This is a genomic window from Glycomyces sp. L485, assembly GCF_022548875.1.
Lineage (GTDB): Bacteria > Actinomycetota > Actinomycetes > Mycobacteriales > Micromonosporaceae > Glycomyces.
This window is the reverse complement of sequence record NZ_JAKZEW010000007.1, coordinates 74320-97225: the sequence shown is the minus strand read 5'-3', so window position 1 is coordinate 97225 and position 22906 is coordinate 74320. Positions and strand designations below refer to the sequence as shown.

The window sequence follows — 22906 nt, the reverse complement described above, 5'->3', positions numbered from 1 at the left end:
AGGAGGCGGCGCCGGTTCGGCCCTCGGAGACTTGGCATCTCTGTGACCGGCGCCGCTTCATTCATCGCAGGAACCGGGAACCGACGCGCGCGCTCCCAGCGGTCATGCGCCCGCCGGGGTCCCCGCGGCGGGGATGCCGCCCGATGGCGTCGTGAGGATCTCGGCGCCGTCGTCGGTGACCAGGAGGGTGTGCTCGAACTGGGCGGACCACTTGCGGTCCCGGGTGACTGCGGTCCAGCCGTCGTCCCACATCTCCGGTTCGGCCGTGCCGATGTTGATCATCGGTTCGATCGTGAAGGTCATGCCCGTCTCGATCTCGACGTCGAGGTTCGGGTCGTCGTAGTGCGGGACGTACAGTCCCGAGTGGAACGCGGTTCCGATGCCGTGCCCGGTGAACTGGCGTACCACGCCGTAGCCGAAGCGGGAGGCGTAAGCCTCGATGACCTTGCCGACGACGTTGAGCCGGCGGCCCGGTTTGACGGCCTTGATGGCGCGCATGGTGGCCTTCCAGGTGCGCTCCACGAGCTGCCGCGCCTCCTCGGAGACGTTCCCGGCCAGGAACGTGGCGTTGCAGTCGCCGTGGACGCCGCCGATGTAGGCGGTGATGTCGATATTGACGATGTCACCGTCCCGGACGACCGTCGAGTCGGGGATCCCGTGGCATATGACCTCGTTGAGCGAGGTGCAGCACGACTTCGGGAAGCTCTTGTACCCGAGCGTGGACGGGTAGGCGCCGTGGTCGCAGAGGTATTCGTGGACGGTCCTGTCCAGCTCGTCGGTGGTGACTCCGGGGGCGACGGCCTTGCCGACCTCGACGAGCGCGTCCGCCGCGAGGCGCCCGGCGGTCCGCATCTTCGCGATGGTCTCGGCATCCTTGACCTCGGAGCCCCGGAACGGCTGCGGGAGTGGCCTGTCGACGTATTCCGGCCGTTCGATGGAGTCGGGGACGGGACGGCGGGGGCTCTGCCTGCCTGGACGCAAAACGGGACGAACGCTCATCGCTCAAGCCTATCGCCCCAGGCCGCCGTGCCTCCTGAGACGTCTGCGACACCGTTACCGAGTCGCCGCACGAAACCGTCGCCTCGAGTCCGAAAATCTCTTGCGTTTCGGCTGGGTTCGCAGGATCCTGAGAGGTCCCGGCGTCCCCTAGGACACCGGTCGCAGCATCACCTACCGAGCCGGTGCGGGGCGCGGCTCCCGTGGCAGTTCCGCGGCCTCCGAAACCGCAGAGGCCTCGGTGTACGACACCTCCCGCGGTCGAGCGCCCCGCCTGTCCAACCCAGGCGACGGCGGCAGTCGCTCCGCACCGGCTCTCACCGGCGCTAGGCGGCCTCCAGCTGCTTGGTCTCGCCCTGCTCGGGCGCCGTGACCGGCGCGTCCGGGTCGACCTCCTGCGCCATCCGCTCCCAGAGCATGCCGCCCGAGTGGGCCAAAGCGCCCACGATCGAGGGCACGAACGGCAGGATCCAGTCGGCCAGGAAGCCCTCGTGGGGCATGTTGAGCACGAGCATCGCCGAGCCGGCGCACAAGAGGCCTTGGAGGGTGCCGCGCCAGGCGGCCCGGGTGCCGTCGGCGACGGCGGCGCGGCGCTCGGCTGTTGGATCGTGGAACTCGGAGAGCCCGGCGGCATCCCTGCGTCCGAGGTAGGCGCCCACGACGGCCTGCACCGCCGTGCCGGCGACGACGGCGGCGATGAGGCTGTTCTTGGTGACCGCGTATACGAGGGCGAACAGGAGTCCGCCGCCGATCAATGTGAGCGCTGCCCTAATCCAGTCGGTCTTCTCACCGGGGTACCAGTAGTACTTCGTGACGTCTTCGGATATCTGTCGGACGATCTTCCCCATGGTGGTGGCTCCCCCTCCTTCGCGGGTGGCGGCGACAAGGTCCGCGCCATAGTGGCGCGGAACTCATTATCGGGCGTCACACTCGTCCGTCACACTGAAATCATCGAGTCCCATTTATGGAATTTTCCCCGTAGGCAGGTGGAATGTCGGTGTTCAGAATGCGATAGCGTGTCGTGACCTGTGGACGCGTACCAGCCTAATGACTACTGATGACGCCCGTATGTCGCCGATCCGACAATCAGTGAACCTGAACGATCGGGCCGGCGAGCTCCTTGAGCTCGTCGGGCAGATCGGCGCCCATCTCCTCGGCGAGGCGAACGGCCTCCTCGATGAGGGTCTCGACGATCTGCGACTCGGGCACGGTGCGGATGACCTCGCCCTTGACGAAGATCTGGCCCTTGCCGTTGCCGCTGGCGACGCCGAGGTCGGCCTCGCGGGCTTCGCCCGGGCCGTTGACGACGCAGCCCATGACGGCGACGCGCAGCGGGACCGGCAGGCCCTCGAGTCCGGCGGTGACCTGCTCGGCGAGGGTGTAGACGTCGACCTGAGCGCGACCGCACGAGGGGCACGAGACGATCTCCAGGCCGCGCTCCTTGAGGCCCAGCGACTCCAGGATCTGGTTGCCGACCTTGACCTCCTCGACCGGCGGGGCCGACAGGGAGACGCGGATGGTGTCGCCGATGCCCTCGGCCAGGAGCGCGCCGAACGCGGCGGCGGACTTGATGGTGCCCTGGAAGGCCGGCCCGGCCTCGGTGACGCCGAGGTGGAGCGGGTAGTCGCACTGCTGGGACAGCAGGCGGTAGGCCTTGACCATGACGACCGGGTCGTTGTGCTTGACCGAGATCTTGATGTCGCGGAAGCCGTGCTCCTCGAACAGCGAGGCCTCCCACAGCGCCGATTCGACCAGCGCCTCGGGGGTGGCCTTGCCGTGCTTGGCGAGCAGCCGCTTGTCGAGCGACCCGGCGTTGACGCCGATGCGGATCGGGGTGCCGGCGCCGGCCGCGGCCCTGGCGATCTCGCCGACCTTGTCGTCGAACTTCTTGATGTTGCCCGGGTTGACGCGCACCGCCGCGCACCCGGCGTCGATCGCGGCGAACACGTACTTCGGCTGGAAGTGGATGTCCGCGATGACCGGGATCTGCGACTTCTTGGCGATGACGCCGAGCGCGTCGGCGTCGTCCTGGGTCGGACATGCCACACGGACGATCTGGCATCCGGTGGCCGTGAGCTCCGCGATCTGCTGAAGGGTCGCGCCGATGTCCGCGGTCCTGGTCGTGGTCATCGACTGGACGCTCACCGGAGCGCCGCCGCCGACGAGGACGCCGCCCACGTTGAGCTGCCGGGTCGCCCGGCGTTCGGCCAGGGGCTCGGGGGCGGATCGGGTCGTGGGAATACCGAGGTTCACTGCGCTCATATGCCTAGTTTCCACCTGACTGACGCGAGCTGATGAATGAAGGTGACGGGATCGACCTTGCTGAAGCGGGCTAATTGAAGATGGTGATCGGGTTGACGATGTCGGCGGTGATGGTCAGCAGCATGAAGCCGCCGAGCAGGATGATCACAGCGTAAGTCAGCGGCATGAGCTTCAAGTAGTCCACTCGGCCCGGGTCGGGCATGCCCCGCTTGGCGGCGAGCCACGAGCGGACCCTCTCGTACCAGGCGATGGCGATGTGCCCGCCGTCCATCGGCAGCAGCGGCAGCAGGTTGAAGATCCCGATGAAGTAGTTCAGGACCACCAGGAGCATGAAGAACATGGCCCACTGGTCGTACTGGACCATCTCGCCGCCGAGACGCGAGGCGCCGACGACGCTGACGGGCGTGTCCTCGGCTCGCTCCGCCCCCATGATCGAGTCCCACAGCGGCGGGATCTTGGAGGGCAGCTTGCCGAGCGCGATGAAGGTCTCGCGGAACATGTCGCCGGTGTAGGAGGCGGTGTCGCCGACGCCCTGGACCGGGCCGGCCACCATGACCGGGTCGATGGCCGGGTCGATCCACGGGGTGACGCCTATGCGGGCGACCTGCTCGGTGGTGCCGTCCTCCAGCTCGACCTCGGCCTCGTAGGGGGTGACCTGGAAGGTCTCGGCGGTGCCGTCGCGGGCGACGGTGACCTCGACCGTCTCGCCGGGTTCGAGCTCGGAGACGACGGCGATGAGGGAGCCCCAGTCGGTGACCTCCCGGCCGGCGACGGCGGTGATCTCGTCGCCGTCCAGCATGCCGGCGTCGAAGGCCGGGGCGGGCTGGTCGGCGGCGCTGCAGGTGAAGTCGAGGTCGGCGTCCTCGGGCGGGATGCAGTCGGTGACGTCGACGGTGGCGCTCTCCTGAGACCGCTCGTAAGACTCGGCGAAGGCGGGGTTGGCGACGCCGATGAAGGAGACGAGGATCCACAGGACCGCGAAGGCGAGGACGAAGTGCGTGACCGATCCTGCGGCGAGCACGACGGTGCGCTGCCACAGTGGCTTTCGCCAGAAGACGCGTTTCTTGTCCTTCTCGGTGAGTTCCTCGTCCTCCTCTTCGAGGGGGGTCATTCCGACGATCTTGACGAACCCGCCGAGCGGGATGCCTTTGACGCCGTATTCCGTCTCGCCCTTGCGGGTCGACCACAGTGTGGGGCCGAAGCCGACGAAGTAGCGGGTGACCTTCATGCCGAACGCCTTGGCCGTCAGCATGTGGCCGAGCTCGTGCAGGCTCACGGAGATGAGTATCGCGAGCGCAAACAGGACGATCCCGGTGGTGTAGGCCAGCAACTCTTGACTCCTTCTATCGCTCCGACGCGTCCAACACTAGCTGGCGCGCACTCGAGCGCGCCCAGTTCTCCGCCTCGAGTACGTCTGCGACACTGCCGGGTCGGCCGAACTCGGGCGCGATCTCCAAGACGGCGGCGACGGTGTCGACGATGCCGAGGAAGGGCAGGCGGCCGTCACGAAAGGCGGCGACCGCTTCTTCGTTGGCGGCGTTGTAGACCGCGGGCAGGACGCCTCCGGCGCGTCCGGCGTCCTTGGCGAGGGAGACGGCGGGGAAGGCGGTCTCCTCGAGCGGCTCGAAGCGCCAGTCGCTCGCCTTGGTCCAGTCGACGGGGCGGGCGGCGCCGGGGACCCGGTCGGGCCAGGCGAGGGCGTGGGCGATGGGCAGGCGCATGTCGGGCGGGGAGGCCTGGGCGATGGTGGAGCCGTCGGTGAACTCGACCATCGAGTGGACGACGGACTGGGGGTGGACGACGACGTCGATGCGGCCGTAGGGGACGTCGAACAGCTCGTGGGCCTCGATGACCTCGAGGGCCTTGTTCACCATGGTGGCGGAGTTGATGGTGACGACCGGTCCCATGGCCCAGGTGGGGTGGTTCAGCGCGTCCTCCACGGTGACCTCGGCGAGCTCGTCGCGGGTCCGTCCTCGGAAAGGGCCGCCGGAGGCGGTGAGGACCAGTCTGCCGACCCGTTCGGCGCCGCCCGAGCGCAGGCACTGGGCGAGCGCGGAGTGCTCGGAGTCGACCGGGACTATCTGGCCGGGCCGGGCGGCCTCGCGCACCAGCGCACCGCCGGCGACCAGGGACTCCTTGTTGGCGAGGGCGAGGCGGCGGCCGGCCTCGAGGGCGGCGAGGGTCGGTTCCAGGCCGATCGAGCCGTTCATGGCGTTGACCACCGTGTGGGCCGGCCAAGTGGCGATCTCGCGCATGGCCGAGCGCCCGGCGAGGATCTTGGGGATCCTGGCGTCGCCTGAGGTCCAGCCGCGTTCGGTGGCGGCGGCGAACAGGCGTAGTTGGACCTCTTCGACGGCGGTGGCGTCGGCGACCGCGACGGCCTCGACGCCGAGCTCGACCGCCTGCTCGGCGAGGAGGGCGGGGTTCGACCCCTGGGCTCCGATGGCGACGACGCGGAAGCGGTCGGGGTTGGCTTTGACGATGTCGATGGCCTGGGTGCCGACGGAGCCGGTCGAGCCCAGCAGCACGATCTCACGAAGGTCTGTCACGGGGTCAGTATGGGCCACGGTGCTCTACCGGAACACCACAGTCTTGGTGCCGTTGAGGAGTATACGCTGATCGAGGTGGGCGGCGAGGCCGCGGGCGAGGCAGGTCGATTCGAGGTCGCGTCCTGCGGCGACGAGCTCGTCGGGGCTCATCGTGTGGTCGACGCGGGCGACCTCCTGGTCGATGATGGGGCCCTCGTCGAGGTCGGCGGTCACGTAGTGGCAGGTCGCGCCTATGAGCTTGACGCCGCGCTCGTAGGCCTGGTGGTAGGGCTTGGCGCCTTTGAAGCTCGGCAGGAACGAGTGGTGGATGTTGATGATCCGTCCCGGGAGCTTGGCGCAGAACTCGGAGGAGAGGATCTGCATGTAGCGGGCCAGGACGACCACGTCGATCCGCTCGTGGTCGATGAGCTCGAGCAGCGCGTGCTCCTGGGCGGCCTTGCCTGCCGGACCGACCGGCAGGTGTTGGAACGGTACGCAGGAGGAGGCCGCCAGGTCGGCCCAGTCGGGGTGGTTGGAGACCACGGCCGCGGCCTCGCCGTGGAGCGCGCCGATGCGGAAGCGGTACAGCAGGTCGTTCAGGCAGTGGCCCTGCTTGGAGGCCATGATGAGCACCCGGGGTTTGACGTTTCGGTCGTGCAGCTGCCAGTCCATGTCGAATTCGCGGGCGATCTCGGTGAAGCCGACTGCCAGCTCGTTGCGCGCACTCCCAGCAGTGAACTCGACTCGCATGAAGAAGCGTCCCGAACCGTGCTCGGAGAACTGCTGCGAGTCCTCGATGTTGGCGTTGCGGCGGGTCAGGAACCCCGAGACGGCGTAGACGATGCCGAGACGGTCAGGGCACGAGAGCGTGAGCACGAACTGGCTGGTCATCCCGGCAATGGTACGTGTCGTGCGGTGGGGCCGCCAAGCCGGTGGGACGTGAAATGGCCCGCCGGGCGAGTGCGCGCCCGGCGGGCCGACTGGGGCTTTCTAGCCGATCGCGGTTTCGGCCTCGGTCATGAACTGCTCGGTGGTCTGCTCGGGGTCGGCGTCGCCGAACAGCAGCGGCTCATAGACCCGCAGCGAGATGTCGGCGATCTGGCCGGCCCCGATCGGCGGGACGGGCGGGCCCTCGGCCAGGTCGGGGGTGATCGCCGCGATGAAGTCCGCGCCCTTGGCGTCGCCCGCGTCCAGGGTCGGCAGGATGCGCTCGCGCTGTTCGAGGTTGGCCGGCAGGCCGCGGTCGGTGAGCATGAGGTCGATCGACTCCTCGGTGTTGAGGAGGAAGTCGACCAGCTTGCCGGCCGCCTCGGGGTCGCCGGTCTCGGCAGAGACCGCCCAGAACATGGCGGGCTTGAGGTACATGCCCGACTGGGCGGACTCCCCTGGGACTCGCAGGAGCTGCAGCTCGCCGCCGAGAACCTCCTCGATCGCCGCGACCTGGTTGGACCAGTAGAACTCGGTGACGCCGTTGCCGGTCGCCAGCGGAGCCTGGTCCTGGCCCGCCGCGGCGGCCTCCACGATGACGGTGGCCTCCGGGATGCCGCCGGACGACTGGAGATCGGACACCATGGTCCACCAGGCGTTCATGGTCTCGGCGCTGAAGCCGAGCGCGCCGTCGGGGGTGTAGAGGCTCTCGCCCCGCTGGCGCGCGAAGACGTTGAACAGCGCCTCGTTGTTGAACGACAGGCCCGAGTTGCCGATCGCGTCGCCGCCGGCCGACAGGTCGCTGACGAAGGTCATGAAGTCTTCCCAGGTCCAACTGGTGTCGTCGGGCATGGAGAGTCCGGCGGCGTCGACGAGCGCCGGATTCACCAGCAGGCACAGGGCGTTGACGCCGGTGCCGATGCCGTAGGTGGTGCCGTCGAGCCGGCCGCCCTCCAGCACGGCCGGGTCGAGGTTGCTCATGTCGATGCCGATGTCGTCGAGGGACAGGAGTGTGTTGCGCTCGGCGTACTCCCGCAGGTAGCGCTCCTCGTGCTGCATCACGTCGGGGGCGTTCCCACCGGAGACCGAGACGTTCAGCGCGTCCCAGTAGCCGGACCAGTCGGCGACCGACTCCTCGATGGAGACGTCCGAGTTGGCGGCTGTGAAGGCCTCGATGATCTGGCGCGTGTACTCGTGGCGGGGGTCGGACCCCCACCACATGAAGGTGAGTTCCCCGGACCCGCCTTCGCCGCCGCCGTCGTTGCCGCAGGCGGCCAGGAGCGGCGCGGCCGTTGCTCCGAACAGACCGGCCTTTGCGAGCGTTCGCCGGCTCAGGCCCGAGGGGTTGGATGATTTCATCGTCTCGTCCTTTCAGAGGATGAGGTTGGTTGCCGTGTTACTTGATGCCGGTGGTGGCGATGCCTCGGACGAGGTACCGCTGGCCGGCGAGGAAGAACCCGAAGATCGGGCCCAGTGCCACGATGGACATCGCGAAGAGGGCTCCCCAGGAGGTCTGGCCCTGTGAGTCGAGGAATAGGCGCAATGCCAGTGGCACGGTCTGAAGGTCGATGTCGCGGATGTAGATCAGCTGCGAGTAGAAGTCGTTCCACGTCCAGATGAACGTGAAGATCGCGGTGGTGGCCAGTGCGGGGGTGCACAGCGGCATGATGACGCGCAGGAACACGCCCCAGTGGCTGCATCCGTCGATCTTGGCGGCTTCGTCGAGCTCGCGGGGCAGGCCGCGGATGAACTGCACCATCAAGAAGATGAAGAAGGCGTCCGTGGCCAGCAGCTTCGGCACGATCAAGGGCCAGAAGGTGTTGATCCAGCCGAAGTTGTTGAACAGGATGTACTGCGGGATGATCACCACGTGGATCGGCAGCATGATGGTCGCCAGCATGATCGCGAACAACATGCCGCGCAGCGGGAACTGCAGCCGCGCGAAGGCATAGGCGGCCATCGAGCAGGAGACGAGGTTGCCGATGATCGCGCCGGCCACGATGACCGTCGAGTTGAAGATGTACCGGTGGAACGGGTGCGGCAGGGCGGTCCAGCCGTCGACGTAGTTGCGCCACTCGAGGGTCGAGGGGATCAGGCTCGGGTCGGAGAAGATCTCGTCGAGCGGTTTGAACGAGGCCGATAGCATCCAAAGCAGCGGGTAGATCATGATCATCGCGAACGCGATGAGTCCCAAGTGGATCAGAAGGCGGCGCAGGGAGCCCAGTTCCGAGCGGCCCCGGGGGCGGCGCGCGGTCGGCCTGCGTTCGACCGGAACCTGGTGGACGGGGGCCTGAGTCTTAGTCGCCATAGAACACCCAGAGTTTCGACATGAAGAAGTTGAGGGCCGTGAACAACCCGATGATCATGAGCAGGAGCCAGGCCAGGGCCGAGGCGTAGCCCATGTCGAAGGCGGTGAAGCCCCGCTCGTAGAGGTAGAGCGTGTAGAACAGCGTCGAGTCCGACGGTCCCCCCTTGCCCCCCGAGACGATGAACGCCTGGGTGAACGCCTGGAACGCGTTGATGATCTGGAGCACGAGGTTGAAGAAGATGATCGGGGTCAGCAGCGGGACGGTGATGTTGAGGAACCGGCGGATCGGTCCGGCGCCGTCGACTCTGGCCGCCTCGTAGTACATGACGGGGATCTGCCGGAGTCCGGCCAGGAAGATGACCATCGGGGACCCGAACGTCCACACGTTGAGGATGATCAGCGTGTCCAGGGCGTAGTCGGGGTGGGAGATCCAACCCTGGCCCTGGACGCCGAAGATGGCGAGGACCTGGTTGACCAGGCCCTCGGTGCCGAAGACCTGGCGCCACATGATGGCGATGGCCACCGAGCCGCCGAGGAGCGAGGGCAGGTAGAAGATCGAGCGGTAGATCGGCAGGCCGCGCACGCCGCGGTCGAGGACCATCGCCAGGCCCAGGGCCATGGCGAGCTGGAGCGGCACAGAGATGAAGACGTACCGGAAGGTGACGCCGATGGAGGTCAGCAGGCGCGGGTCTTCGAGCATCCGCTGGTAGTTCTCGAGGCCGATCCAGTTCGCGTCGCCGATGAGGCTGTAGTCGGTGAACGACAGGTACAGCGAGGCGACCATCGGCCCGATCGTTACGACGGTCAGTCCGATCAGGAACGGCGCGAGGAAGCTCAGGGCGGCCCAGCGCTCGCGGCGGCGCGCGGACGAGCGGTAGCCGCGACCGGCTCGCGACGTCGGCGGCTCGGGCGGAGGGGCCTTGGCGTCGTCGGAATTGTGCGCTTTCGTTGGCACAACGGCGACTTCATTGTCGGTCATAGAGTATTGAGGCCTTTCGGAGGGGCTTAGCTCCAAGTCACACCAGGCTATGCAACCGCTTGCTTAATTGTCAATGGGTCAAGTTAAATTCTTCAATATCTTTGGCACCTTCCGCAAGGCAAGCGCTTGTATGCATCTGTCGTCACTCTGGCAACACTGACAACAGGAAACGGCCCGTCTCAGGGCGACTGAGACGGGCCGTGGAATCCGATGAGGTCAGACCTCGACGGCGACCTTCCGGTCGGCCGGATCGGCCGCCTCTTCGCTCTCCTTGAGACCGTACTTGGAGTACAGGCGGGCCAGGGGACCGGGGACCCACCAGTTGGCGGTGCCCAGCAGACGCATCGTCGCCGGCACCAGCAGCATGCGCACGACGGTGGCGTCGAGGAAGATCGCCACGGCCATTCCCAGGCCGATCATCTTCATGAAGGTGATGCCGCCGGTGGCGAAGGCGCCGACCACGACGATGAGGATCAGCGCCGCCGCGGTGATGATCGAACCGGTCTTCTGCATCCCGCGCAGGACCGCGGTGCGGTTGTCGGCCCCGTTGTCCCACTCCTCGCGGACGCGAGAGAGGAGGAAGACCTCGTAGTCGGTCGACAGCGCGAACAGCAGCACCGCCATGAGCAGCAGGTTCGACGGGTTGAGATAGCCGGTGGCGGTGAAGCCGAGGAAGTCCGAGAGGTGGCCCTCCTGGAAGATCCACACCACCACGCCGATCGCGGCGGCCAGCGACACGAAGTTCATCAGGACCGCCTTGACCGGCAGGACGATCGAGCCGAAGGCCAGGAACAGCACGATCATCGTGACGGCGACGATGTAGCCGACCATGGCTGGCAGGCCCTCCACGATCGCGTCGAACATGTCGACCAGATCCGAGGCGCCGCCGGTGACGAACAGCTCGGCGCCGGGCACCTCGATGTCCCGGACTTGTTCGATGAGGTGGCGGGACTCGGCGCTGAACGGGTCGACGTCGTAGTGGACCCGCAGGTGGGTGGAGTCGGCAGACTCGTCTACCGGGACGACGCCTTCGACGTGGTCGAGGCGTTCAAGCGCCTGCATGGCCTCGGCCAGGGCCGATCCTCCCCCACCGGAGACCATGACCTCGAAGGTCTCGGCGTCGCCGCCGGGGAAGTCGGCGGCGACCGTCTCGGTGACCACGCGGGACTCGGCGTCGGCGGGCATGTCGCGCTCGTCGACGCCGCCGAACTCGGCGCCCAGAACCGGGCCGGCGAGCAGCGCCATGAACGCGAGGACCGGCAGTAGGATCAGGACCGGGCGGCGCATGACGCCGGCGGCCAGGCCGTGCCAGAAGCCCGTGTCGGACTTCGCGACGCTGTCGCGTCCGCCGGACGGATGCGACTCTCGCGAGCGCCGCCGAGAGGGAACCCGGCCCTTGTCGACGCGGTGGCCGAGCAGGTAGAGGATCGCCGGGAGCACCACCAGCGCCGAGAGCATCGCGATGCCCACCGCCGACATGACGCCGTAGGCGATGCCGTGCAGGAACGGCACGTCGACCAGCAGCAGTCCGACCATGGACAGGACGATGATGAGGCCCGAGACCATGACGGTCCGCCCGGCGGTCGCGACGGTGCCGAGGACCGCCGCGCGCTTGTCGCGGCCGTTCGCCAGCTCCTCCCGGAACCGCCGCAACACGAACAGTGCGTAGTCGATGGACATGCCGAGGCCGATGATCGTGATGACGTTGGCCGCGAAGATGGAGACGTCGGTGAACTCGGTGATGACGCGGGTCAGGGCGAAGCCGCCGAGGATCGCCATGCCGCCGATGAGGAGGGGCAGCGAGGCGGCGACCAGGGCGCCGAAGACGACGATCATGATGACCAGCAGCAGCGGCAGCGAGATCATCTCGGCGATCTCAAGGTCCTCTTGGACCTGCTCGTTGATGTCGTAGAAGACCGCCGCGCCGCCGCCGAGGGCGACGTCGAAGCCGTCGGTGTCGCCGGCCGCTCGCAGCTCCTCCCGGACGGCCTCATAGGTGTTGGCAAGTGCCTCGTCGGAGGTGCCGCCGCCGAGGGCGACTGCGACGAAGGTCGAGTGCCGGTCGTTCGCGACGAAGGTCTCGGCGCCGGTCTCGTAGTAGGTCTGAGCGCGGTCCACCTCGTCGAGGGCGGCCATGTCGGCGGCGGCACCGGTGACCGCGGCCTGGAAGTCGGGGTCGTCGACCGTCATGTCGTCCGCGCTGTACAGGACGATGACGTCGGCGCCGGTGGAGCCGAACTCCTCTTCGATGGCTTCGGCGTCGGTGACCGACCGCGCGTCGGCGGAGACGAAGCCGCCGTCGGTGAACTCGTCGAAGACGCCAAGACCCCAGGTCGAGCCGATGGCGAAGACCGCCGCCACGCCGACGACGATGAGCCAGCGAGCCTTGATGACCGTGCGGCCTAGCAGGGAATACATGAGCTTCTCCTCATTGGGAGGCGTTGACCGCTGGTGTCGGGGGTCCGAACAGCGGTAAGATAGTGAGCATTGAATATTGAGCTAACAGTGTTCACTATAATTAACGGCGCTTGTTGAGTCAACACCGTTAACGACATTGTCGCCAGAGGAGAGCTGTGAGTTCGAACACCACGGGGAGCCCGAGCCGGCGCGAGCGGATGCGCGCAGAGACGATCGGCGAGATCAAGGCCAGCGCACGAGGCCAGCTCCTGAAGCACGGGCCGAGCGGGATATCCCTGCGAGCGATCGCCAGGGAGGTCGGCGTGTCGCCCGCCGCGCTGTACAGGTACTTCGACAGTCTGGACTCGCTGCTGAAGGAACTGTGCTGCGACTTCTACGACGAGCTCATCGAGGCCACGCGCGAATCCATGGACGCATGGCCCGCGGACGACCACCTCGAACGCATGAAGGCCTGGATCTGGTCGTTCCGGTCCTGGGCCGTGTCCAACCGACGCGAATTCGAACTCATGCTGAACGCGCCCGAGGACGATGAGCAGAACGCGCTGGCGATGTGCAGCAACGATGCGGACGTGCCGTTCGAACAGCTCGATCCGGTCACCCGGAAGTCGATGGAGCACGCCCAGCAGTGCGGACACGAGCTCGCCGCCTACTACAAGCAGACCAAGGGCGAGGGCTTCGACTTCTCACAGGTCGAGATGCCCGAGATGTCCGAAGGGCTGCGCCGCGAGATCCAGGAGAAGTGCGCGGCCATGATCATCGGCGCTGATCTGCCGCTCAGCTGGGTCTACGCCTTCACGTCCGGTTGGGTCCGGGTGTTCGGGCTCGTCACCATGGAGGCCTTCGGGTCCATGCCGGTGCACGACAACATCGACGAGTTCTACGAGGCGCAGATCCGGTCGATGATGAAGGACTTCGGCATCGAGCCCTGAGTGCCGGGCTCGACGACCCTAGTCCTCGGCCTTGGAGCTGCGAATGTCGTGCCCGACGCTCGTCATGCACTTCCCGGAGTTCAGGTTCCACTTCCAGCCGTGCATCTGGCAGGTGAGCACGCCCTCCTCGACCTTGCCGAACACCGACAGGTCGGCCTTGAGGTGCGGGCAGCGGCGCTGGATCGTCCAGCCCTGCATGGTGATGTCCTCGTCGTCGGGGCGCTGCTCGGCGTACCAGCCCTCGGCGTATTGGACGCGCTCCTCGGACAGGCACTTGAAGAACGCGTAGATGTACTCGTTGTACTGGCCGATGCGCGCGGCGGTGAACCGGCATGACAAGAACAACGAGTTGACCCAGTCGACTTCGCGGATGTGCAGGAGGTGCTCGATCAGGCGCCGCTCGGTGCGGAAGCGGTAGCGGACCTTCGCCCCGTCGTCGGGGTAGATCTTGCGCTCCAGGAAGTCGAAGACGATCGACTCGACGACCTCGTCGGAGTCCGGCGCGGTCAGGTCGAACCGGACCGGGCCTCCGATGCCGGTGGAGATGTGCTCGGCCGATTCCATGAGCGGCTCGATCCGCTCCCGCAGCGTCTCCAGCACATCGATCTCGGGGTGCGACCAGGAGGCCTTCTCGGCGGCGATGCGCTCGGCCTGGCGCTCCTTGTAGGCGTCGAGGTGCTGCTTCTTGTCGGCGAACCATCCGCGCAGGTCCTGGACGGGGTGCGTCACGTTCGCCGAGCCGTCGGCTCCGACCTCGGCCACCGAGCCGGGCAGCAGGATGATGTTGTTCTTGCGGCCCTGCTCTTCGAGCCAGTCGGTGTAGGACAGCTGGTCGGGGAAGATGTTGCCCTCGTCGTCGAAGACGTCGTTGAACTGGTACAGCTCGTCGTCGAGGAAGCAGGGCGGGCCGGCGATCGGGAAGACCCAGTCGCCGTCGACGTCGTCGATGTAGCGCAGCGATCGGTCGAAGCCCCGCTCGCGCTTCTGCTTGCCGAAGGCGCGCTTGGCGTTGTCGGGGAGTTCGTAGACCATGGGGAACCAGATCGCGCCGGAGAACTGGAGCAGGTGCGCGTGGATCTTGCCGTGCTGGAGGAAGACGCTCAGGTCGGTGGGGCGGGCGTCGTTCTGGTTGAGCAGGCGCGTGCCGTCGGCGTCCTCGACCCATAGCGACGAGTCCCCGATCGGGCCGTCGGTGGGGCTGGTCAAGGCCTGGATCATCACCTTGACTCCGCCGGGCAGTTCGACGATCTCCTCCGAGACGGTCTTGATGAACTTGTGGAAGCCCAGCTCGCGCAGCTCCGACTCCAGCTCGGAGGTGGGGTACTCCGGCAGCAGGACGGTCGTGTCCTTGCTGATGTGCTTCGAGAGGTTCTCCTCGTCGAAGTGGTCGCGGTGCAGGTGCGAGACGTAGAGGTAGTCGGCGCGGCCGAGGGTGTCCCAGTCGAGCTGGGAATTGTCGGGAAAGGGGAACCAGGAGGCGAAGTAGGCGGGATTGACCCATGGGTCGCAGAGGATGGAACCTGCGGCTGTCTCGATGAACATGCTGGCGTGGCCAGTGCCGGTAATGCGCACGGGTACCCTTCCGGAATTGGTCGACAGTGCCTCAACTTTACAGCTCACAGCCGAGGCGGGTCAGGGACGTTGGTCCATGTGGCGTGGGAGACTGTCAGCGATATCGGATTGGTTGGAGGAACCCAAATGGCAGCCGAAGAGCAGATTCTCGCGCCCGATCAGCGCAAGCCCACCAGCCGCAAGGCCATGTACTCCGCCCTGCTGATCGGCGCGGCCATCCTGCTGACCTTCCTGTTCGGCAACCACGTCGGCCGGGTCGAGGACGTCTTCATCGTGCTGTCGGCCGCGGCTCTGGTCGCCGTCGTCGCCGTGGACGCCGTGATGCGCAAGCGCGGCCTGCGCTGACGACCGTCGCAGGACACCGCTGCGGGGCTGCGATTCGCAGCCCCGTTCGCGTTGCCCTCTAGTGCATCATGCCGCGGCGCGCGAACAGCTCCCTGACCTCGCGCAGCGCGGAGTCCACTTCGGCCTCGAAGTAGCCGCCCTGCACCAGTGAGAACTGGCTGGTGTCGAGCTCCCTGTCGGAGAGCGGCACCGCGTTGCGTCCGGTCATCGCCGCCGACACCGCGTCGAACATCTGGTCGACCTGGCTCGGGTCGTAACCAGAGCCGAAGCGTCGGGGCTGGAAGGCCCGCCGCAGCTGTTCGAGGCGCTGGACGTCGTCAGAGGTGAACGGCGAGTCCGAGGCCCGCATCTCGGTGGTCATCTCCTCGCGGCCGTGGCGGCCGGGCGCCTCGAACGCGCCGCGGCCCTCGTAGGGGTTGCGGCGGCCGAAGTCCGGCGGTGCGGCCGCGCCTCGCGGAGGCTGAGGCGGGGGGGTGGCGCCACCGTAGGCGACTCCGTTGTCGTTCTGCGGCGCGGCGCCGTAGGCGACTCCGTTGTCACTTTGGGGCTGGGCGCCGTACCCGCCGTAGTCATTCTGCGGCTGGGCGCCGTAGCCGCCTTGGGGCGGCGCGCCGTACACGCCGTTGTCGCTTTGGGCCGGCGCTCCGTACACGCCGTTGTCCCCCGCGGGCGGACCCGAGACGTGACCGGGAGGCCCGCCGAAGCCTCCTGCGGCCGGAGGCGGGCTCGGCGGAGCGGCACGGCGGCCGAAGCCGGTGTCCTCGGGTCCGTGCCCTTCGGGTGCGAAGCCGTCGTGCTGCGGTGCCTGGGGCTCAGGCTGGTATCCGGCGTCGGAGCCGTATCCGTCGCGCCCGTAGGCGCCGCGCGCTCGCGCGCCGTACGCCTCGCCTTGTGGCGGAATCTGCTGGGACTGCTGGATCGGCGCGGTCGGCGGCGCCGGCGGGACGCCCTGCGACATCGGCTGGCGCGGTCCGCCCTGCTGGATCGGCCCGGTGGGCGGGCCCTGCGGGGTCGGGGGCATGGGCGGCTGTGAGGACGGGCCGAGCGGCGGCGCCGCGGCGCGGCGGCCGGTGTCGCTCGTCTCGTCGTCGTAGGCGGCGCCGAAGCCCGGTGCCGGGTCCGGGGCCGCGCGGCGGCCCGGAGGCGCCGCGCCCGTCGCGGCGGGCTGGATCTGAGTGTCGTCGTTGGACGGCGGCGGGCCGTAGCCCCCGGCAGAGGGCCCGTCGGGCGGTGGGAAGGCGCCGCGGCGCGGATCGGACTGGAGCGGCAGCTGCTCGGTCGCGCCGTGCGGGGACGAGCCCGCTTGGGGCGCGTCGTGGATCTGTCCGCCTGCGCGCGGCGGTGCGGGGTCGCGTCGCTGCGGGCCGAAGTCGCCGCCTCGCCCGGCGGCCGGCTCGGGGTCGCGCGGGGCCCCGAAGTCGCCTCCCTGCTGCGGCATCGCCGGTTCGGGAGCGCCGCCGCGGGGATTCGCGCCGTACGCGTCGTCCGCTCCGCCTCGCTTCGCGAACGGGTCCTCGTAGTCGTCACCGGGAGGAGCGGCGAGGAAGCCGAAGCCCTCGCCGTCGTCGCCGCGCAGATCGCCGAAGCCTTCGTGTTCGGGAGGGGCCGCGGCCGCGCGGGCGGCGCGGCCCACCGGCTCGCGGGCCGGAGGCGGAGGAGGCGGGGCGGCCTCGTGGGCCGCCATGATGTCCCTGGCCGGGATCGCCTGCGTCGGATCAGGGTCGGGGCTGCGTCGCTGGCCGGGAGCCTGCTGGGGTGGTGGGACCGCGGCGGCAGCGGCGGTGCTGTCGGGTTTGCCGTAGTCGGGGGCCGGAGCAGTGCCGAGCACGCCCCGCTCCTCGAGCTCGGCGAGCTGGCGCGCCACGCGGTCGAGGTAGACGTCTACCTGCCATTCGTCGTAGCCGCCGAATCGGACGCGGAAGACGACGTCGTCGACCTCGTCGGCCGTCACGGGGCTGCCGACGGGTTCACCGGCGAGCGTGGCCTCCACGCGGTCCAGGAACGCGTCCACTTCGTCGACCTTGTACCCCCTGCTCAACGCACGGCGCCTGAATCGATCCCCATGACTCGCCACTACCAAGCCGCCCTTCTCCGCCTAACTCGCGGCACCGGTAGAGGACAGCTCGCCGGGCTTCGCGCCGGCAGTGCTGGGCGAGCCAGCCTCCCGGACCGAAGCGGCCAGCTGTCCGCAGGCGCCGTCGATCTCTTGGCCACGCGTATCCCTGACGGTTGTCGACACACCCGCCGCACGCAGCCGTCGCACGAATTCCGCCTCTACCGCCTTGGGACTCGCGTCCCAGCGGCTCCCCGGCGTGGGGTTGAGCGGGATCAGGTTCACATGAACCAACTTACCCGCTAGTAGCTCACCCAGTAGGTCTGCCCGCCAAGGCTGATCGTTGACATCGCGAATCATCGCGTACTCGATGGAAACGCGACGCTTCGTCACCGAAGCGTACTCCCAGGCCGCATCCAGCACCTCGGCGACCTTCCAGCGCGTGTTGATCGGGACCAGCTCGTCCCTCAGTTCGTCGTCGGGGGCGTGCAGCGACACCGCCAGCGTCACCGGCAGTCCCTCGGCGGCGAGTCTGCCGATCGCGGGGACCAATCCCACAGTGGAGACGGTCACGTGCCTCGCCGACATGCCGAGGCCGTCGGGGACCGGGTCGGTGATGAGCCGCAGCGCGGCCTTGAGCCGGGCCCAGTTCGCCAGCGGCTCGCCCATGCCCATGAACACGATGTTCGACAGACGCCCCAGACCGCGCTCGGCGGCTATGCGCGCGCAGTTGACGACCTGGTCGACGATCTCGGCAGTGGTCAGATTGCGGGTCAGGCCGCCCTGGCCGGTGGCGCAGAACGGGCAGGCCATGCCGCACCCGGCCTGCGAGGACACGCAAGCGGTGATCCGGTCGGGATAGGCCATGATGACGCTCTCGACCAGTGCGCCGTCGTGCAGGCGCCAGACGGCCTTGACGGTCTCGCCGTTGTCGCAGTCGTCGAGGCGGACCGGATCCAGCAGGCGCGGCAGCAGGGCCTCGCCGATGGCCTCGCGCGCGGCGGCGGGCAGGTCGGTCATCAGGTTCGCGTCGCCGACGTGGCGTCCGAAGTACTGGTTGCGCAATTGCTTGGCGCGAAAAGGCGGCTGTCCGATTTCGGACAGAACAGACTGGCACCCCGCCAGATCCAGGTCGGCGAGGTGTCGCGGCGCGGCCTTGCGGGGGCGCGGCTCGGTCAACGTGAGTGCTACAGACATGTCACGACCTAGTCTCGCATGCGAGACGGCGGAGCCGCCAACCGCTGATCGCGGTTTTCACCCGGAGCCCTCCTTCATCGTGTACAACAATCAGGACGCATCACCCGAGGAGGTATCTGAACCAGACATAGGCCACCGGTGCGACCATGAGGATGGAGTCCAAGCGGTCCATCACTCCTCCGTGTCCGGGGATGAGATTGCTCATGTCCTTGATGCCGAGGTCCCGCTTGAGCAACGAGACCGACAGGTCCCCCAACGTAGCGGCCAGCGCCACGCAGACGCCGAACGCCACGCCCAACGCGATCGGCACCCCGAAGAAGAACCAGAGCGTCAGCGAACCGCCCAGCGCCGCGGCGAGGACGGAGCCGCCGAGTCCCTCCCAGGACTTCTTGGGGCTGATCCGCGGCGTCATCTGGTGTCGCCCGAACAGGACCCCGGCGGTGTAGCCGCCGGTGTCCGACAGCACCACGGTGAACAGCATGATGAGCACCTGCGCGGCACCGGTCTCGATGAAGCGCGCCGAGCCCTCCTCGGAGGTGGCCAGGAGCAGCACGAAGCCCGCCAGGAACGGCACCTGGACGAGCACCAGGGCCGCGGCCGGCACGTCGGCACGGTAGCCGGTGGCGCCTTCGCTGAGCCGCCACACGAACAGCGCGGCCACTCCCACGGCGGTCCCGAGCAGCAGGCCCGTGGCGCCGCCGAACCAGGCCAGGACCACGATGAGCGCGCCGGCCACGGCCAGCGGGATCACCGGGACGTTCTTGCCGCCCCTGCGCATCGCGGTGCCGGTCTCCCAGCAGGCGACGCCGACGGCGAGGCCGGCGAAGCCCAGGAACGCGATGGGCTGGATCAGCAGCGACGCCAGCACCGCCGCGGCCAGGCCGAGGCCGACGCCGATGGCGACGGGCAGGTTGCGCCCGGCCGAGGGCTTGCGCCTGCCATCCGGAGTCTCCGGGCCGGGATCGGCGGTGTCGGGATCTGGCCCGTCCCCGTCGACCGGGTGCGGGCGACGGCCGCCGGGACCGTCGGGGAGTGCGCTCATCAGATCTCGAGCAGTTCGGACTCTTTGGAGCTCATCAGCTCGTCGACCATGCCGGTGAAGCGGCCGGTGAGGTCGTCGAGCTCCTTCTCGGCGGAGTGGCCCTCGTCCTCGGAGGCCTCGCCGTCCTTGACGAACTTGCCGATCTCGTCCTTGGCGCGGCGACGGATGTTGCGGATGGCGATCTTGGCGTCCTCACCCTTGGTCCGGGCGACCTTGACCATCTCGCGGCGGCGTTCCTCGGTCATCGGCGGCAGGTTGAGCCGCAGCTGGGTGCCCTCGTTGGAGGGGTTGACGCCGAGGTCTGAGTTGCGGATGGCGTCTTCGATCTGCTTGGTCTGCGAGGCGTCGAACGGTTTTACCAGCACCATTCGCGGCTCGGGGATGGCGATCGAGGCCACCTGCGGCAGCGGTGTCGGAGCGCCGTAGTAGTCGACGGTGATCCGGTTGAACATGGCGGAGGAGGCCCGGCCGGTGCGGATGACCCCGAATTCCTCTTTGGCGTGCTCGATGGCCCGCTCCATCTTCTCCTCGGCTTCGAGGAGGGTGTCGTCAATCACGGCTTTCTCACATTCTCTTGCAGCCTGACAGCACTTCTGACCGTACCGTCCCGCTCCTAGTCGTCAGCGGCGTGGATGAGGGTGCCGAGCTTGTCGCCGACGATGGCGCGGCGGAGGTTCTCTTCGCCGTCGGCGCCGAAGACCAGCATGGGGAGGGCGTTGTCCTTGCAGAGGCTGAACGCGGTCTGGTCGACGACCATGAGTTCGCGCTTGAGCGCCTCGTCGAAAGTGAGGTCGTCCAGGCGCTCGGCGGCGGGGTCGGTGCGCGGGTCGGCGGTGTAGACCGCGTCGACGCCGTTCTTGCTCACCAGCACCACCTGTGCCTCGATCTCGAGGGCGCGCTGGGCGGCGACGGTGTCGGTGGAGAAGTACGGGAGCCCCGCGCCGGCGCCGAAGATGACGACGCGGCCCTTTTCGAGGTGGCGGATGGCGCGCAGGGGAATGTAGGCCTCGGCGACCTGGGCCATGGAGATCGCGGTCTGGACCCGGGTGTCGACGCCCTCCTTCTCCAGGAAGTCCTGGAGGGCGAGGCAGTTCATGACGGTGCCGAGCATGCCCATGTAGTCGGCGCGGGCGCGGTCCATGCCGCGTTTCTGGAGCTCGGCGCCGCGGAAGAAGTTGCCGCCGCCGACGACCACGGCGACCTGGACGCCCGCGGCCACGCCCGCGGCGATCTGGCGGGCGACGCCCTGAACGATGTCGGGATCGACCCCGACGGCGCCGCCACCGAAGGCTTCACCGGACAGTTTCAGCACGACTCGGCGGAAGGTGGCTTCACTCATGACGTTCCCCTGAAGTTCGCTCGGCTCCGGACATGGAACGAGGCGGCGGCCAGCGCCGCCGCCTCGTCCTGATTCGCTATACGGCTTGAGCCAGTGTAGTCGGCGGTACTAGACCGGAGACTACTCCTGACCGACCTCGAAGCGGATGAAGCCCGTCACCTCGGTGCCGGCCTCCTTGAGGACCTGCTTGACGGTCTTCTTGTTCTCGATGACCGAGTTCTGCTCGAGCAGGCAGAAGTCGCGGTAGTACGCGCCGACCTTGCCTTCGACGATCTTGTCCCAGGCTCGCTCGGGCTTGCCGTCCTCCTTGGCCTGCTCCAGCGCGACGCGCTTCTCGGCCTCGACGACCTCGGCCGGGACCTCGTCGCGGGTGAGGTACCTCGGGCGCATAGCGGCGGCCTGCATGCCGACCTGGCGGGCGGCCTCGGCGTCACCGGTGTGAGACACGAGGATGCCGACGGCCGGAGGCAGGTCGGCGGCCTTGCGGTGCATGTAGACCGCGACCTCGCCGTCGAGCGATCCGATGCGGCCGACGACGATCTTCTCGCCGAGCTTGACCGATTCCTCGGCCACGACCTCGGAGACGGTCTTGGCGCCGAACTTGGCGTCGCCGAAGGCCGCGGTGTCCGCCGGGCGGACCTCGTCGGCCAGCTCGACGAGCGTCTGGGCGAGCTCGATGAAGGAGCCGCTCTTGGCGACGAAGTCGGTCTCGCACAGCAGCTCCAGCAACGTGTTGCCGGACTGGGCGACCAGGCCCTGGGCCGTGGTGCGCTCGGCGCGCTTGCCGACGTCCTTGGCTCCCTTGATGCGCAGCGCCTCAAGCGCGACGTCGTAGTCGCCTTCCGCCTCTTCAAGGGCCTTCTTGACGTCCATCATCCCGGAGCCGGTGGCTTCCCGGAGCTTCTTGACGTCAGCCATCGTGAAGTTGGCCATTGCTCCCCTTCTTACTTCTTGTCGGCTTCTTCGACGACCGTCTCGCCCGCGGGCTCGACGACCTTCTCGGTCTGCTCGGCCTCGCCGGCCTCGGGCTCAGCGGTCTTCTCCGAGGAGAGCAGTTCCTTCTCCCACTCGGCGAGGGGCTCGCCCTCGGCCTTGCCCGCCTCGGGCTCGGCGCCGCCGGAGCGTGCCATGAGGCCCTCGGCCACGCCGTCGGCGATGATCTTGGTCAGCAGGGACACCGAGCGGATCGCGTCGTCGTTGCCGGGGACCGGGTAGTCGACCTCGTCGGGGTCGCAGTTGGTGTCGAGGATCGCGACGACGGGGACGCCGAGCTTGCGGGCCTCGTCGACGGCGATGTGCTCTTTCTTGGTGTCGACGATCCAGATCGCCTGCGGGACCTTCTCCATGTCGCGGAGGCCGCCGAGGGTGCGGTCGAGCTTGTCCTTCTCCCGCATCAGCTGGAGCATTTCCTTCTTGGTGCGGTTGGCCGCACCGTTGGCCTCGATGATCTCGAGTTCCTTGAGGCGCATCAGGCGCTTCTGGATGGTCTGGAAGTTGGTGAGCATGCCGCCGAGCCAACGGTGGTTGACGAAGGGCATGCCGACGCGCGCGGCCTGCTCGGCCACGGCTTCCTGAGCCTGCTTCTTGGTGCCGACGAAGAGGACCGCGCCGCCTTCGGCGACGACGTTCTTGACGAAGTCGTGTGCCTTCTCGGCGTAGTCGACCGTCTGGCGCAGGTCGATGACGTAGATGCCGTTGCGGTCGGTGAGGATGTACCGCTTCATCTTCGGGTTCCAGCGACGGGTCTGGTGCCCGAAGTGCACGCCGCTTTCCAGCAGCTGCCTCATGGTGACAACCGACACGGTTGTATTCCTTTCTCTCCCTGGTTACATGCGAGGCGGTGCTCGAAGTCCGAGTGCCCCGCGCCTGGCGCTCACCCTCGGCGATCTTGCAACCGGAATGACCCGGACCTGGGAGATCGCGGTGGCCAGACCTCACCCGTAGCGAATGGCTTGGTGTGGTCGACCGCGGCGAGCGCGCGAAGTCGGCACTGCGCGCGATGGAACCGGCG

20 protein-coding genes are annotated in these 22906 nt (G+C 68.0%); 2 read left to right on the top strand and 18 right to left on the bottom strand.

Going from position 1 to position 22906, the window contains the following annotated elements:
- Positions 1–102 precede the first annotated feature (102 nt).
- The 10 genes from map to L0U85_RS06330 all read right to left on the bottom strand — a co-directional run bounded on the left by map (position 103) and on the right by L0U85_RS06330 (position 12418).
- A complete protein-coding gene (gene map / locus L0U85_RS06375; protein ID WP_241376921.1) occupies positions 103–999 on the bottom strand; it encodes a type I methionyl aminopeptidase in 897 nt (298 codons plus the stop codon).
- A 323-nt stretch (positions 1000–1322) separates the two neighbouring features.
- Positions 1323–1844: a hypothetical protein gene (locus L0U85_RS06370; protein WP_241376920.1), complete on the bottom strand. Its 522-nt coding sequence runs from the start codon at positions 1842–1844 to the stop codon at positions 1323–1325.
- A 238-nt stretch (positions 1845–2082) separates the two neighbouring features.
- Positions 2083–3258, bottom strand: coding sequence for a flavodoxin-dependent (E)-4-hydroxy-3-methylbut-2-enyl-diphosphate synthase (ispG, locus tag L0U85_RS06365; RefSeq protein WP_241376919.1), 1176 nt, complete (start codon positions 3256–3258; stop codon positions 2083–2085).
- 70 nt (positions 3259–3328) lie between these two features.
- Positions 3329–4585, bottom strand: a complete 1257-nt coding sequence (locus tag L0U85_RS06360) for a site-2 protease family protein (RefSeq protein WP_347177373.1) — start codon at positions 4583–4585, stop codon at positions 3329–3331.
- 16 nt (positions 4586–4601) lie between these two features.
- The gene (gene dxr, locus L0U85_RS06355) at positions 4602–5786 is read right to left on the bottom strand and encodes a 1-deoxy-D-xylulose-5-phosphate reductoisomerase (RefSeq protein WP_347177372.1); all 1185 of its coding nucleotides are present in this window, start codon (positions 5784–5786) and stop codon (positions 4602–4604) included.
- Between the two features lie 45 nt (positions 5787–5831).
- Positions 5832–6677, bottom strand: a complete 846-nt coding sequence (purU, locus tag L0U85_RS06350; protein ID WP_241376916.1) for a formyltetrahydrofolate deformylase — start codon at positions 6675–6677, stop codon at positions 5832–5834.
- A gap of 99 nt (positions 6678–6776) precedes the next feature.
- A complete protein-coding gene (locus L0U85_RS06345; RefSeq protein WP_241376915.1) occupies positions 6777–8072 on the bottom strand; it encodes an ABC transporter substrate-binding protein in 1296 nt (431 codons plus the stop codon).
- A gap of 37 nt (positions 8073–8109) precedes the next feature.
- Positions 8110–9021, bottom strand: a complete 912-nt coding sequence (locus L0U85_RS06340) for a carbohydrate ABC transporter permease (protein ID WP_241376914.1) — start codon at positions 9019–9021, stop codon at positions 8110–8112.
- A complete protein-coding gene (locus tag L0U85_RS20520) occupies positions 9011–9805 on the bottom strand; it encodes a sugar ABC transporter permease (protein WP_347177371.1) in 795 nt (264 codons plus the stop codon). The genes L0U85_RS06340 and L0U85_RS20520 overlap by 11 nt, the downstream gene beginning before the upstream one ends.
- A gap of 411 nt (positions 9806–10216) precedes the next feature.
- On the bottom strand, positions 10217–12418 hold the full coding sequence (locus tag L0U85_RS06330) for an MMPL family transporter (RefSeq protein ID WP_241376912.1): 2202 nt from the start codon (positions 12416–12418) through the stop codon (positions 10217–10219).
- 155 nt (positions 12419–12573) lie between these two features.
- Here L0U85_RS06330 and L0U85_RS06325 point away from each other — a divergent pair, with 155 nt between their 5' ends.
- On the top strand, positions 12574–13347 hold the full coding sequence (locus L0U85_RS06325) for a TetR/AcrR family transcriptional regulator (protein ID WP_241376911.1): 774 nt from the start codon (positions 12574–12576) through the stop codon (positions 13345–13347).
- 18 nt (positions 13348–13365) lie between these two features.
- Here the strand turns inward: L0U85_RS06325 and L0U85_RS06320 are convergent, their stop codons facing one another.
- Positions 13366–14919, bottom strand: a complete 1554-nt coding sequence (locus L0U85_RS06320) for a Rieske 2Fe-2S domain-containing protein (protein WP_347177366.1) — start codon at positions 14917–14919, stop codon at positions 13366–13368.
- A gap of 126 nt (positions 14920–15045) precedes the next feature.
- Between L0U85_RS06320 and L0U85_RS06315 the strand changes: the two genes are divergently transcribed.
- Complete coding sequence (locus tag L0U85_RS06315; protein ID WP_241376909.1) at positions 15046–15264, top strand: DUF2631 domain-containing protein; 219 nt, start codon at positions 15046–15048, stop codon at positions 15262–15264.
- A 58-nt stretch (positions 15265–15322) separates the two neighbouring features.
- Here L0U85_RS06315 and L0U85_RS06310 read toward each other — a convergent pair whose 3' ends face one another.
- The 7 genes from L0U85_RS06310 to rpsB form a co-directional block, all read right to left on the bottom strand.
- Positions 15323–17338: a DivIVA domain-containing protein gene (locus L0U85_RS06310; RefSeq protein ID WP_347177365.1), complete on the bottom strand. Its 2016-nt coding sequence runs from the start codon at positions 17336–17338 to the stop codon at positions 15323–15325.
- Positions 17339–17359: 21 nt separating this feature from the next.
- Positions 17360–18514, bottom strand: a complete 1155-nt coding sequence (rlmN, locus tag L0U85_RS06305; RefSeq protein WP_241376907.1) for a 23S rRNA (adenine(2503)-C(2))-methyltransferase RlmN — start codon at positions 18512–18514, stop codon at positions 17360–17362.
- 100 nt (positions 18515–18614) lie between these two features.
- Complete coding sequence (locus tag L0U85_RS06300; protein ID WP_241376906.1) at positions 18615–19556, bottom strand: phosphatidate cytidylyltransferase; 942 nt, start codon at positions 19554–19556, stop codon at positions 18615–18617.
- Positions 19556–20113, bottom strand: a complete 558-nt coding sequence (gene frr, locus L0U85_RS06295) for a ribosome recycling factor (protein WP_241376905.1) — start codon at positions 20111–20113, stop codon at positions 19556–19558. The genes L0U85_RS06300 and frr overlap by 1 nt, the downstream gene beginning before the upstream one ends.
- Positions 20114–20169: 56 nt before the next feature.
- Positions 20170–20895: a UMP kinase gene (gene pyrH / locus L0U85_RS06290; RefSeq protein WP_241376904.1), complete on the bottom strand. Its 726-nt coding sequence runs from the start codon at positions 20893–20895 to the stop codon at positions 20170–20172.
- A 120-nt stretch (positions 20896–21015) separates the two neighbouring features.
- Entirely contained in the window at positions 21016–21828 is an 813-nt protein-coding gene (tsf, locus tag L0U85_RS06285) for a translation elongation factor Ts (protein ID WP_241376903.1), read from the bottom strand.
- A gap of 11 nt (positions 21829–21839) precedes the next feature.
- Positions 21840–22697 (bottom strand): 30S ribosomal protein S2, encoded by an 858-nt coding sequence (gene rpsB / locus L0U85_RS06280; protein ID WP_241376902.1) that lies wholly within the window; start codon positions 22695–22697, stop codon positions 21840–21842.
- Positions 22698–22906: the final 209 nt, after the last annotated feature.